Below are 12,551 nucleotides of genomic sequence, written 5' to 3' on the forward strand. Positions count from 1 at the left end.
ATGCTTTCTTCCTTATAAATATTTGAATATTATTATATCTCCGGCCTCTATGATATAGTCGCCAGTAGTTATTTCTTGGCTTTGCAGCGTGCATTTCGACACGTGATACAGCTTTTTATTACCCTTGATATGCAACCTCACCGGGTTTCTGAAGTCCTTGTTCACAATGACCAGGTACGCATCTTTCCCCTTTTCTATCATCGAGGCGATAGCACTCTTGTTGCCTTCAATGCTCAGTGACTCAATATTTCTGGGCAGACGGTCTGCCGTCAAGGGCTTTACCAGCTCGTTCGATGGTGCGCCATTGATGTGATACACCTCTTTGACCGTTCCTTCAGCAAACAGACTGCTGATGCGTGCCATCTCCTCGTTCACTCTGTTCACATTTTCATACAGCTCTGCCCTCCGTTGTCCAAAAGTATCTACAGGGGCAGCGTACGACCCCTCTCCTCGCATCCATCTGTGCCAGTAGGTGTAGTAGGCTATCGACTTGGCACCGTAGGCCAAGTTCGCATACATCTGCAGTCGCATGGTGCCTAGCGTAGGCATCGTGTATATCAGGTGCTGTGCCGACAGCACATAGCCGCAAAACGGAATCTTGTGTTTTATACTCTGGCTGCGTATAATCTCCAGATTATCAAACCATTGGCGTCTGAGCACCTCGTCGCCTCTCGACCACATAACGGAGTAGTTATCGAAGGTAAGCGTCTTTAATTGTAGTCTCGTGATGCATGAATCAATATACTCAGCATATTTCTGGTTGTTATATGAGCCGTCGGGATTTTGACTCTCTGGTCCATATATCGGATTCAGACAGATACGTATGTAGGCGTCAGGGTCTACATCGTTGATGGCTTTTACTCTGGGTATCAGGTCATTAATAATGACATGATTCTTATATCTTTCAACTTTTTTCAGAAACGGCTCGTCGCCAATGTAGTATCCATACACGGTTTCTTTGTATCTCTTGACACTATCGGCCAGCATCTTATAGCTGCTGAGGTTTCCTCCACCCGCAATCAGTTTGATGCCATTCCTTCGGGCTGCTTTCATCATCATTCCCGTATTGATGAGCCTGCCATTCCAAAAACTGACGTCGAAACCAGCATACACCATGTCGCGATAGGCTTTGTCCAGGTCCTTCGCCTCGTCAGGCACACCACCATGACCTATCACCGTAATCATGCTTCTGTGACCTATTGTGTACACATCCTCTTTGCCTGCAGCCAGCGTCTTCGTATAGGTATATTCCGCATCCACCTTCTCTTTTCCCACGGGCTCGCTGTAGGGATGTACAAACCCATTACACCTTATATAATATATGAGTTCCCTCGGATTCTCATTCTTCAGTCTTAGGTTTATCTTTCTGCCTTCCAGATAAACCTGCACCTTGACGGGCCCGCCTGTGGTCATGATATAATGCACGTTGTCCAGTCTTGTCTCGCACCAGTCAACATTCTTCACCACAAATTCATCAAGCATGATGCTTTTCTCGGGCCCTTCTGCTGAATAGCCCTTTACGCATGCCAGTACCAATATTAAATAGACAAGTCTTTTCATGCTGCAAAGATACGAATAAGCGAGCGAAAATGCAAATTTATTTGCGAATTTCCGAGCGAGAGCATCTTCGACCGAAGGTCAGAGTTCGAATAAGCGAGTAGAAAACCAAAAGAATTTTGAGTTTTCTCGAGCAGAAGTATCTTCGACCGAAGGTCAAAAATACAAATAGCGAAAAAAAGAAACTGTTGACGCCTACTTTACCACTGGTGAGATGCCCGACATGATGATATTCATGCCTGGTCCGCCTGACAGCACCTCGAGTGATACTGATGCTGCCCGTCTGGCTGCTTCGGCTGCCTATGCCCGTCTGCATACCAGCGAGCGTTTTCTGGCACAGATGAAAAAGGCTCGCGAGGAGTTCAAGGCCAAGACAGGCAAGCGATAAGCGTCGCTGTTTTTAAAAATTATGAAAAAAAAGAGTGTCTTTCGATTATTTTTCGTACCTTTGCAGCCAAATTGCAAAAAATGAGCGATAGACTGGTGTCGGTTATCATGCCGTCATATAATGGAGCCAAGCACTTGGCAGACAGTATTGACAGCATCTTAAACCAAACATATAAACATTTGGAGCTACTGATCACCGATGATCATTCGGATGACGAACAGACACTTGGCATCCTGCGACACTATAGTGAGCAGGACAGCCGTGTGAACGTGCTCTATCTGGACAGCAACCACGGTCCAGGATATGCTCGCAACAAGTCTATTGAACGTGCGAAGGGAAGATACATCGCTTTCTGTGACAGCGATGACCGATGGTTTCCCGAGAAACTGGAGAAGCAGATAGCCTTTATGGACGAGCACGACTGTGCCCTTTGTTTCGCTTCATATATTGTGTGTGATGAACATGACGAAGAGCAAGGCATTGTAATTGCGCCAGACGTACTAACCTTCGGGCAGTTGAAGCGCGACAACAAGATTGGCTGTCTGACTGCCATCTATGACATTGAGAAACTGGGACATAAGTACTATATGCCTGCTATTCGCAAGCGTCAGGACTGGGGACTGTTTCTTGCCATATTGCGCAACTGTCGCGAGGTGAGAGCCATTAGTGAGCCTTTGGCCTACTATCGTGACCGAAAAGGATCTGTATCGTCAAGGAAGTTCGGACTTATAAAATACAACATTCTGATTTATCAGAAAGTATTAGGTTTTTCACCTCTGAAGTCTTACTTGTACTTCTATTTTCTTTTCGTCCCAACCTATCTATTGAAGCGTGTAAAAAAGCGTTTCGACAGCATTAAATACCTTAACAAAAAAAAATCAACCAATTTTATAATATAAAGTTGATTTCTTCGTTACTATAATAAAGTAATACGAGAAACAACAAAAACTTATATGACAGTACTCGAAAACGGATACGTATTAGACGGAATGAACGAAATTGAGCGTAATGTGAAGCGCGTTGTCGATTTCTTCATCGCCTGTATCTGCCTCGTTGTCTTTTCACCATTATTCCTTATCTGTTATATCCTGGTAAAAAGAGAAGACGGAGGGCCCGCCATTTTCAAACAAGAGCGTATTGGTCGCTTCGGACGTCCTTTCAATATCTATAAGTTCCGCAGCATGCGTATCGATGCTGAGAAAGATGGCCCTGCCCTATTCCAGCACGAGAACGAGACACGCATGACGAAGATAGGGAAATTCTTAAGAGAGCACCATCTGGACGAGCTGCCACAGTTGTGGAATGTGGTAACTGGCGATATGGCCTTCATTGGTCCTCGTCCGGAGCGTGAGTTCTATATCAAACAGATTATGGAGCGCGACCCACGCTATGTCTATCTTTATCAGATCCGTCCTGGCGTGACCAGCTATGCCACCCTCTATAATGGCTATACCGACACACTGGAAAAGATGCTGCGCCGACTGGAGTTGGACCTTTACTACCTGGAGCACCGCTCATGGTGGTTCGACTTTAAGATTCTGGTCAAGACCTTCATCAACATCGTGTTTGGAAAGAAATTCTAAAGCTTGCTTTCTATGAGCTACAGAACCCTTCTTCTTTCGGTGCTTTGTTTTGGCGCCTCGATGGTGAAGGCACAGGACGCTCCCCACACCCATATCACTTACGACCTGACGGCAGAGGCTGCCGTAGGTACTGGCGACTATACGGCCTACCAACTGGTGACCAACCGCCACCATGTGCTGGGCACACGCTCCAACACCGCCTATCTAAGGGGAGCCGTGAATGTGGAGCATCAATTGAATAAAGACTGGAAGCTCTCGGGTGGTGTTGATGCCATCGCATCGGTACATGCCGACCACAAGGACTACCTGCAGCAATGTTATGCCAACCTATCGTTTCAGGACTTCTTCATAGAGGCTGGTGCAAGAGAACAAAAGCAGGTGATTCGCGATGAGGAGCTGAGTATTGGCTCGTATGCCAAAGGTACCAACGCTAAGCCTTTTGCGCAGATACATCTGGGCACCAATGGTTTCTGGACTGTACCATTCACCAATGGATGGCTGGAGTTAAACTTTGACGGGGGTTACGGCAAGTTTCTGGATAGCAACTATCGCCACGATGCTTTTTATAACGGCGAGACCAATGCCAGTGGGCAATACATCAACGACAAATACGCCACCAACATTCTCTATCACCAGAAGCACCTGTTTTTCAAGATTAATTTCTGCGAGCAGTTTTTCTTCATTGGCGGTATAGAACATGTGGTGCAGTTTGGCGGCACGAAATATGGATATGACAACAACGGTGTATTTACATCAAAGAGTAAAAGCACCAATCTTAAATCGTTTATGGATATCATCCTGCCCCTAGGCGATAAGCATTATTTCGAGAATGACGCCATGGAGGACTGGATTTATGGCAACCATTTGGGCGAGATGACGGTGCAACTGGGCTGGAACATCAATAAGAACCACCTGCTGCAGGTGTATTATGATGATATCTTCGAGGATGGTTCGGGTATGCGCAAGAGTAATGGATGGGACGGCACCTACGGCATTCAATACAACAACAAGGCTGCAGGAAGGCAGTATGTGCGCAAGGCTGTGGTAGAGTATTTCCAGAGCACCAACCAATCAGGCCCCTTACATTACGACGGAGGCGACTATCCGGAACCCATACGCAGTCAGATAACAGACAAGGTGACTGGCAAAGATGACTATTATAACCACACCTGCTATGACAGTTATACACACTATGGTATGACACCTGGTATAGCACTTATCACCTCTCCTATATATAATAAAGGTGGAGAGACCAGGTTCCTCGACAATCGCGTCAAGGCATGGCATGTAGGCGTTAGTGGCGAAATAACGGACCATCTGAGCTATCTGGCCAAAGGATCATACCGTGAGGGATGGGGCACATACGACTACCCTCTTTCTCATAAGCACCACTCTTTCGACGCCATGGTGCAGGGCATCTACACCATAGGTCCCTGGCAGTTTGGCGCCGCCTGTGCTCTCGACAAGGGCAACATCTACGGCGACTGCACGACGTTTGACATCAAAATAGGTTATCATGGCAAGATTCTGTAAGTTTTTACTTTTCACCTTTTTACCTTTTTACTTTCTGACCGTTTTACTTTTCTCTTGTCAGGAAGGAAGAGATGCTGGTGACCTATGGGGACAGTGGCGGCAGAATGGTACGGATGACAAGTACATCAGCTTCTCCGGTTCAGTAACCGTTTTCCGTAATGCCAAGGGAAGAAAGGTCTTTGGCAATTTCCAACATGTTGGTGACAGTCTGTTTATACAATGTTCATCTATTAAAGGAGAACCAAACGATACCGTATATATTGAAGAGCATTTCGGCTTCAAGCCTTTTACCAATATCCGGCTGAGGATAGACCATCTGGACTCGGAAGACCTGACACTGAGTCAGGATGGTAAGACATGGAGCTTCTATAAGTATTAATAAGGTATAGGGATTTTCCCCCACTTGTTTAGGGAAAATCCTTTGCGTCGCCCACTATTTTGCCTTATCTTTGCAGCAGAAAACAAAGATAACTGAATGTTGAATGATTAAAACTATACGATTATGAAGAAGATGTTATTCACTCTGGTTACCATGCTGACGATAGCAGTATCGGCTAACGCCATGTCATACGAGCAGGCTCGCAGAGAGGCACTGTTCCTGACCGATAAGATGGCATATGAACTGAACTTGACTGACGCACAGTACGAGGCAGCCTATGAGATTAATCTGGACTACCTGATGGGCGTGACTAGTTATAGCAATGTGTTCGGAACCTACTGGGAGCGCCGCAACCTGGATCTGAGTTACATACTCTATAGCTGGCAGTGGGACCTGTTCCGCGCAGCCACCTATTTCTACCGCCCGCTGTACTGGGAGGGAGGATACTGGCACTTCGGCATCTATGCCCGCTACCCGCATCGTGACTACTTCTACTTTGGCCGTCCACACTTCTACGTGACCTATCGCGGTGGACACAGCTGGCATCACAACGGAGGTCGTAGCTGGTACGAAGGACGTCATGACCACTTCCGTCCTGACAGGCCTCGTGACCGTCATGAGGGCATGCGTAATCACTGGGACCGTGGCGACTATCGTGACCGCAATCATGGACGCAGCTCAACCCGTGTGACTGGTGGCAATGACATTGATCGTGGTGGACGCGACAATAACGGAAGAAACATTGAGCGCGGCAACAACGGCAGAAACACTGACCGCGACAATAATGGTGGTGTACGTAACAATAACGGCAGGAACACCGACCGCAATACTGACAGGAACGTGAACCGCGGTGGCTCTGACAGAAACAGGAATGAAGGTACTGTGAACTCTGGACGCTCTATTGAAAGAGTGAACACCAATCGCAATGTTGAGAGAAGGGATGCTGGCCGAAGCATTGAAAGAAACAACAGCAGTGTCAATATCGACAGAAGCAGCGTTAGCAACAGAAGTAGCAACTCCAGCGTCAGCAGCAGAAGTGTTAATTCTGGCGTAAGCAGTAGAAGCTCGAACTCCAGCGTAAGCAGCAGAAGCGGTGGCAGCTTCAGTGGTGGAAGCACTCGCAGCAGCGGAGGTAGCGTAAGCCGTGGCGGTGGCAGCTCTATGAGCCGTGGCGGAGGCAATGCTGGAGGTGGCAGAAGCAGTGGTGGTGCCAGAAGCGGTGGCGGACGCCGATAAGAAAGAAAAACAATACTAAACTATACTTTATAGAGAAATGTCGAGGATTCGCACCTCGGCATTTTTCATTTTCTCTATCTCGTGCATCTCCTTGTGGAAGAACACCGCCTGGATGGCTTTGTTGATGATGCCATGACCCACAGCCAACACGGTCTGGTCAGGATAGGTTGTACGGATATAGTCGAGGAACCGCCCTGCCCTATCCTTCATCTGCTGTAGCGTCTCGATATCGTCAGGCCAAGGCTTGACATCTTTCAGGTCGGGGATGAAACGTCCCGTAAAACTACCCCAGTCGCGCTCGCGCAGCAAAGGGGTGGTGACTACCTCAAGATGATGTGGCGCAGCCACGATGCGGGCTGTCTGAACAGAGCGCCATAAGTCGCTGGCTACCACAGCATTAAACGACACATCCACCAGCTGAAGACTCAACTCTTCAGCCTGGCGGATGCCATTGGTATTCAGTTCACCAGGGGTCTGTCCCTGCATGATCTGACGTTCATTATCGAAGGTCTCCCCATGGCGAGCCAGATAAAGTTTCGTCATACACCAGTAACGATACCCTCGATATAGGTCTTCAAGATATGGATGCCAGTATGGTTGTCGCCACCCCAAGGCACTATCAGGTCGGCAAACTTCTTAGTAGGCTCGATAAACTGCTCGTGCATGGGTTTCAGCACCTTCTCATAGCGGTCGAGCACCATCTCCACGGTACGTCCACGTTCCACCACATCACGACGGATGTTGCGAATGAGGCGCACATCGCTGTCGGTATCGACAAAGATCTTCAGATCCATAATGTCGCGTAACTTCTTGCTGTGCAGTGCCATGATACCCTCGATGATAATCACCGGCTTGGGCTCCACGTGGATGGTCTCCTTCTGGCGGTTGCTCTCTATATATGAATAGGTGGGCTGCTCGATGGCCTCGCCATTCTTCAACTTCTTGATATGCTCGGTGAGCAACTTCCAGTCGAAGGCGTCGGGATGGTCGAAGTTGATGGCTTTGCGCTCTTCGGGCGTCATGTTCGTGGTGTCGTTATAATACGAGTCGATGGGAACCACAGCCACGCAATGTGGGGGCAATGCCTTAGCAATTTTCTTGACGACGGTGGTCTTGCCGGAACCCGTACCGCCTGCTATTCCGATGATGGTCATTTCTTTACCTCTTTAATTAAATAGATAACGGTGGGTAGGTGATCGCTGAAGCCGTCGAGCCACACACCGCCAGCATGCGTGCGAAGGGTGTTGCCCTTGTAGCGACCTTCTTTCTGGAACAGATAGTCACGACGGAATATCTGATGGTTCCAGTATTTCAGGGTCTTATAGTCTTTCTTGCCTTTCTGGTCGAGCAGGGTCTGCGACATGATAATCTGGTCGAACAGATTCCACTTGCCGTCATACTGCAGCGTGCCTGTGCCGTCGGCCAGCACATCCCACCAGGGATTCCACAGGCCACCCTTCTCCACATCCTTCATCTTGCGCTTAGCACCCAGAGACACTGCCATCGACTTGTCCTGCGGGTCGTCGTTCATATCACCCATAATGATAATCTTGGCCTCAGGGTCTTCCTTCACCAGCGAGTCTTTAACAATGCGCAGCTGACGTCCGCCCTCCTCACGATAGAACGACTCTGCACCACGCGAAGGCAGGTGGTTGACGATGACCACCACATGTTCGCCAGCCAGGGTGCCGCTCACGGTAAGGAAGCCACGGGTGGCACGTTCCTTATCCTTTTCAAGGACATAGACATAGGGCACCAGCTTCACATCGCGAATCTTGAACATACGGGGATTATAAATCAGGGCGCAGTCAACACCACGACGGTCAGGACCCTCGACATGCACAAACTGATAACCACGGGCCTTGAGGGGCTCCTGAGCGCAGAGGTCCTCCATGCACTTGGCGTTCTCCACCTCAGACACACCGATAATGGCACAGCCAATGCCAGGCAGTCTGTCGGTACCCAACTCTGCCAGCACACGAGCCATGTTCTTCAGTTTGTGACTATACTTCAATCCGCTCCATTTGTACTGTCCGTCAGGCAGGAACTCATAATCGTTGTGCCCTTCGTCGTGACAGGTATCAAAGAGATTTTCCAGATTGTAGAATCCTACTCCATAGAGTGAGAATTTCTTCTCGTCAGCCGAGGCGGAACCTGCCCCTATAAGCAGCATCGCCACCAATAAAACAATCGTCTTTTTCATAATCAGTCAGTAATAATGCTGCAAAGATAATAAAAATTCTGATAACAGCCAGCATTTTTGCTACATATTTTAAATCATGAAAAACTTTTTTCATAATTACTTTGATATTCCATTTTTTTGATGTATCTTTGCGGCAAATAATGGTAACTAATTTTAATTCTATGAACAAGAAACTGAAACTCGTGGTGATGGCCCTATGCGTTGCCCCTGCACTGATGGCCCAAGAGGTGGACTCTCTGGGCATACAGGACGAACAGGCCTTCACTTTCACGGAAGCACAGTTGGGCGAGGATGATGACATGTCGCAGAACGTGACCATCATCAACTCGAACTCTAATACCTACGCCTCGCAGGTGGGGTATCTGTTCAGTCCCATGCGTTTCCGCTACCGTGCTTTTAACCAAAAGTACAATGACATCTACATCAACGGTGTTCAGATGAACGACATGGAGACGGGACAGTTCCGCTATTCGCTTGTTGGCGGTCTGAACCAGCAGACACGTGGCGTGGAGAACTCGCTGCCCTTCGAGGACAACAACTTCGCCATGAGCGCAATGGCTGGCTCGAACAATTACAACTTCCGTCCGTCGGCATTTGCCACCGGTCAGCGTATCACTCTCTCGGGAGCTAACCGTAACTACACCTTCCGCGGCATGTACACCTATAACTCAGGTGTGATGGAGAACGGATGGGCGCTGTCGGCTAACGTCACCTACCGCTGGGCTAGCCCTAAGACGGCCTACGTCGATGGTACGTTCTACAACTCGCTGAGCTATTTCTTCGGATTGGAGAAGTTCATCAACGACCAGCATCACCTGTCGTTCGTGACATGGGGCAACCCCACAGAGCGTGCAGGACAGGGTGCTGCCACCGACGAGATGTACTGGCTGGCCAACAACCGCTACTACAACCCCTATTGGGGCTATCAGAACGGCCATATCCGCAACTCACGCGTCGTTAACGACTTTGCTCCCACCGCCCTGATGACGTGGGACTGGAAGATCAACGACGACATGAAGCTGGTGACCACCCTGACAGGCCGCTACTCGATGTATAAGAGCACCAAGCTGAACTATAACAACAGCGACAACCCCCAGCCTAACTACTGGAAGAACCTGCCCAGCAGCTATTTCGACGTATGGTTTGAGGATGATGCTGCCAACCGTACTGAGCAAGGAGCCAGTGACTGGCTGCGTGCCAAGAACCTGATGTCGGGTAATGTGGCTGACCGTCAGATCAACTTCGACAAGCTGTATCTGGCCAACAAGAATGCCAACGCACAGGGCACCGACGCTATGTACTACATCCAGGCCAAGCATAACGACAACCTGAACCTGGCACTGTCATCGAACCTGAATGTGGACCTGAGCAAAGACCAGCGTCTGAGTCTGGGCTTCCAGCTGGCTACCAACAAGGGCATGCACTATCAGACGATGGAGGATCTGATGGGTGCCAACAGTTTCCATAACATCAACACCTACGCTCTGGGAACCTACGCCATTGACGATGCCCGTGTACAGTACGACGCCAACAACCCCAACGCCAAGGTAGGTGAAGGCGACCGTTTTGGCTACGACTACAACATATTAGTGAATAAGGCTGGTTTCTGGACCACCTATGCTGCCAACATCGGCAACAACACCCACGCCTTTGTCAGTGGACGTGTGGCTGGCGTAGAGATGCAGCGTGACGGTAAGATGAAGAACGGTATGTTCCTCGAAAACTCTTACGGCAAGAGCGGCACTGCCCATTTCCTGGAAGGTGGTGGTAAGGTAGGTGCGGCAGTCACACTGGGTCATGGTCACGTCATCACTGGTGGCTTCGGCATCAACATGCGTGCTCCAGAGGCTCAGGCCGCCTTCGTATCACCCGAGATGAACAACGACTTCGTGGTGGACCTGAAGACTGAGAAGAACTACTCGGCCGAGATTGGCTACCAGATGCAGAACTCTTGGCTTAAGGCCAACATCATGGCCTATGGCGCCATCGTAGAGGATGCTACAGAATGGCAGAACTTCTATTTCGACGATATCAACTCGTTCTCGTATGTTTCGATGACTGGCATGTCGAAAGAGTACTACGGCATTGAGTGGGGCTTGAACTTCAAGCTCACCGAGGCATGGAGCTTCAAAGCCCTCGGTACCGTCAGCGAGGCTCGCAACACCAACAACGCTCAGGTTTGGTATATGAGTTCGACGAAGGGTACCTTCAACGATGCCAACGACGGCAAACCCGAGATATGTTATAATAAGAACATGCGTGAAGCTGGCACTCCTCTCACTGCCCTGAGCTTCATACTGAGTTATCACCAAGGCGGCTGGTTTATTGATATCAACGGTAACTACTACGACCGCATCTACCTCTCCTACTCGCCTTCATACCGCTACGCCTCTACACTGGAGAAGCGCAACCGTCTGGATTTCGAGCCCGTTTACGACAGCAATGGCAACCTGCTTGAGAGTGCTGTGGAACAGGCCAAAGGTCATGGCGGCTTTATGCTCGACCTCTCTATCGGCAAGAGCCTGTATCTCACTAGAGGGCGTTCTATGAGCATTAACCTGTCGCTCACCAATGTGCTGAACAACCAGAACATCGTGACTGGTGGTTATGAGCAGAGCCGCTCGAGCTACACCTCCAGCGACAACGTACGTGCTTATCAGTTCCAGAAGAACCCGTTCAAGTACTACGCTTACGGTATCAACGGCATGCTGAATATTGCTTACAAGTTCTAATTCAAATAAAAACAGAAAGGTTATGAAAAAGATACATTATTTATTATTAGCACTTGTATGCGGCATCTTTACAGGATGCGCTGACGGCAACTCCAATTTCTTCAACAGCAAGTGGGACGAGCCTGCAACAGACAACACCCTCTATGGCAACAACAATATCAAGGAGACCAAGGTATTGAGCATCGATGATCTGAAGACCAAATTCAGCAACGAGATCAACAACGAGGGTCAGTACAAGCTGATCAGCGAGGATATACAGATCAAGGCCGTGGTCACCGCCAACGATATTGAAGGAAATATGTATAACGAGATATCCGTACAGGATGCCTCAGGTGCCATCTTTATCGGCATCGCACAGGGCGGTATCTTCGGCTACCTGCCCGTAGGCACCGAGATTCTCGTTGACCTCAACGGATTGTATATCGGCAACTATCGTAAGAGTGCCACCATCGGAACGCCCTACACCAGTTCGTCGGGCGACACGAGCGTGAGCCGTATGCCGCGTCAGCTGTGGAATCAGCACTTCAAGCTCACGGGCTATCGTACCCGTGTAGAGCCTGAGCTCTTTGCCGACGGTAGCACCAAGACCACATGGGACATCGCCAAGGATGCCGGCAAGCTGTGTATCATCAAGAACGTAAGCTTCAAGAAGGGAGGCTACTACAACACCGACACCAAGCAGTATGTCGATAATATCCCCTTCGTGGCTGGCGAGTCCTCCTACTCTGATCCTAACTACTCTACCTCATGGTACTTCAAGGAGCAGCCTGACGGGCAGACTGGCGGTGTGCAGATCTACACCAGCAACTATGCTGACTTTGCTGCCAAGAAGCTGCCCACTGGAAAGGTAAACATCACTGGCGTCATCAAGCGCTACAGAGACCAGTGGGAGCTTATCATCCGCACCATCGACGATGTGGAGGAAGTGAAATAAGAGTTG

13 protein-coding genes are annotated in these 12,551 nt (G+C 49.2%); 8 read left to right on the forward strand and 5 right to left on the reverse strand.

Annotated elements, in window-relative coordinates; translation table 11 throughout:
• Positions 1–12: 12 nt before the first annotated feature.
• Positions 13–1,560, reverse strand: a complete 1,548-nt coding sequence (locus Q0R57_RS04240; RefSeq protein WP_294744162.1) for a hypothetical protein — start codon at positions 1,558–1,560, stop codon at positions 13–15.
• Positions 1,561–1,780: 220 nt separating this feature from the next.
• On the opposite strand from Q0R57_RS04240, the gene Q0R57_RS04245 reads away from it, so the two are divergent.
• From Q0R57_RS04245 to Q0R57_RS04270, 6 genes are all read left to right on the forward strand, one after another.
• Complete coding sequence (locus Q0R57_RS04245) at positions 1,781–1,945, forward strand: hypothetical protein (RefSeq protein WP_366516827.1); 165 nt, start codon at positions 1,781–1,783, stop codon at positions 1,943–1,945.
• Between the two features lie 80 nt (positions 1,946–2,025).
• Positions 2,026–2,844 (forward strand): glycosyltransferase family 2 protein, encoded by an 819-nt coding sequence (locus tag Q0R57_RS04250; protein ID WP_294744163.1) that lies wholly within the window; start codon positions 2,026–2,028, stop codon positions 2,842–2,844.
• A gap of 54 nt (positions 2,845–2,898) precedes the next feature.
• The gene (locus Q0R57_RS04255) at positions 2,899–3,528 is read left to right on the forward strand and encodes a sugar transferase (RefSeq protein ID WP_294744164.1); all 630 of its coding nucleotides are present in this window, start codon (positions 2,899–2,901) and stop codon (positions 3,526–3,528) included.
• 12 nt (positions 3,529–3,540) lie between these two features.
• Positions 3,541–5,061: a hypothetical protein gene (locus tag Q0R57_RS04260; protein ID WP_294744165.1), complete on the forward strand. Its 1,521-nt coding sequence runs from the start codon at positions 3,541–3,543 to the stop codon at positions 5,059–5,061.
• Complete coding sequence (locus tag Q0R57_RS04265) at positions 5,045–5,440, forward strand: hypothetical protein (protein ID WP_294744166.1); 396 nt, start codon at positions 5,045–5,047, stop codon at positions 5,438–5,440. The genes Q0R57_RS04260 and Q0R57_RS04265 overlap by 17 nt, the downstream gene beginning before the upstream one ends.
• Positions 5,441–5,563: 123 nt before the next feature.
• A complete protein-coding gene (locus Q0R57_RS04270) occupies positions 5,564–6,676 on the forward strand; it encodes a hypothetical protein (RefSeq protein WP_294744167.1) in 1,113 nt (370 codons plus the stop codon).
• Positions 6,677–6,703: 27 nt separating this feature from the next.
• Here Q0R57_RS04270 and Q0R57_RS04275 read toward each other — a convergent pair whose 3' ends face one another.
• Genes Q0R57_RS04275 through Q0R57_RS04290 form a run of 4 tightly spaced genes read right to left on the reverse strand, consistent with a single transcriptional unit; the run spans position 6,704 to position 8,973 of the window.
• Positions 6,704–7,219 carry a histidine phosphatase family protein gene (locus Q0R57_RS04275; protein WP_294744168.1) on the reverse strand — a complete coding sequence of 172 codons (516 nt, stop codon included), beginning with the start codon at positions 7,217–7,219 and terminating at the stop codon, positions 6,704–6,706.
• Positions 7,216–7,830: a uridine kinase gene (gene udk, locus Q0R57_RS04280; RefSeq protein ID WP_294744169.1), complete on the reverse strand. Its 615-nt coding sequence runs from the start codon at positions 7,828–7,830 to the stop codon at positions 7,216–7,218. Before udk ends, Q0R57_RS04275 begins: the two co-directional genes overlap by 4 nt.
• Positions 7,827–8,879: an endonuclease/exonuclease/phosphatase family protein gene (locus Q0R57_RS04285; RefSeq protein WP_294744170.1), complete on the reverse strand. Its 1,053-nt coding sequence runs from the start codon at positions 8,877–8,879 to the stop codon at positions 7,827–7,829. Before Q0R57_RS04285 ends, udk begins: the two co-directional genes overlap by 4 nt.
• Positions 8,815–8,973 carry a hypothetical protein gene (locus Q0R57_RS04290; RefSeq protein WP_294744171.1) on the reverse strand — a complete coding sequence of 53 codons (159 nt, stop codon included), beginning with the start codon at positions 8,971–8,973 and terminating at the stop codon, positions 8,815–8,817. Before Q0R57_RS04290 ends, Q0R57_RS04285 begins: the two co-directional genes overlap by 65 nt.
• Before the next feature lie 67 nt (positions 8,974–9,040).
• Between Q0R57_RS04290 and Q0R57_RS04295 the strand changes: the two genes are divergently transcribed.
• Positions 9,041–11,611: a TonB-dependent receptor gene (locus tag Q0R57_RS04295; RefSeq protein WP_294744172.1), complete on the forward strand. Its 2,571-nt coding sequence runs from the start codon at positions 9,041–9,043 to the stop codon at positions 11,609–11,611.
• Positions 11,612–11,633: 22 nt separating this feature from the next.
• Entirely contained in the window at positions 11,634–12,545 is a 912-nt protein-coding gene (locus Q0R57_RS04300; RefSeq protein ID WP_294744173.1) for a DUF5689 domain-containing protein, read from the forward strand.
• Positions 12,546–12,551 lie beyond the last annotated feature (6 nt).

This window comes from uncultured Prevotella sp. (assembly GCF_946407605.1).
In the GTDB taxonomy this organism is placed as follows: Bacteria; Bacteroidota; Bacteroidia; order Bacteroidales; family Bacteroidaceae; genus Prevotella.

Coding starts and splice junctions, on each gene's coding strand:
- Q0R57_RS04240 (WP_294744162.1), bottom strand. CDS start 1,560: ATGAAAAGACTTGTCTATTTAATATTGGTACTGGCATGCGTAAAGGGC.
- Q0R57_RS04245 (WP_366516827.1), top strand. CDS start 1,781: ATGATGATATTCATGCCTGGTCCGCCTGACAGCACCTCGAGTGATACT.
- Q0R57_RS04250 (WP_294744163.1), top strand. CDS start 2,026: ATGAGCGATAGACTGGTGTCGGTTATCATGCCGTCATATAATGGAGCC.
- Q0R57_RS04255 (WP_294744164.1), top strand. CDS start 2,899: ATGACAGTACTCGAAAACGGATACGTATTAGACGGAATGAACGAAATT.
- Q0R57_RS04260 (WP_294744165.1), top strand. CDS start 3,541: ATGAGCTACAGAACCCTTCTTCTTTCGGTGCTTTGTTTTGGCGCCTCG.
- Q0R57_RS04265 (WP_294744166.1), top strand. CDS start 5,045: ATGGCAAGATTCTGTAAGTTTTTACTTTTCACCTTTTTACCTTTTTAC.
- Q0R57_RS04270 (WP_294744167.1), top strand. CDS start 5,564: ATGAAGAAGATGTTATTCACTCTGGTTACCATGCTGACGATAGCAGTA.
- Q0R57_RS04275 (WP_294744168.1), bottom strand. CDS start 7,219: ATGACGAAACTTTATCTGGCTCGCCATGGGGAGACCTTCGATAATGAA.
- udk (WP_294744169.1), bottom strand. CDS start 7,830: ATGACCATCATCGGAATAGCAGGCGGTACGGGTTCCGGCAAGACCACC.
- Q0R57_RS04285 (WP_294744170.1), bottom strand. CDS start 8,879: ATGAAAAAGACGATTGTTTTATTGGTGGCGATGCTGCTTATAGGGGCA.
- Q0R57_RS04290 (WP_294744171.1), bottom strand. CDS start 8,973: ATGAAAAAAGTTTTTCATGATTTAAAATATGTAGCAAAAATGCTGGCT.
- Q0R57_RS04295 (WP_294744172.1), top strand. CDS start 9,041: ATGAACAAGAAACTGAAACTCGTGGTGATGGCCCTATGCGTTGCCCCT.
- Q0R57_RS04300 (WP_294744173.1), top strand. CDS start 11,634: ATGAAAAAGATACATTATTTATTATTAGCACTTGTATGCGGCATCTTT.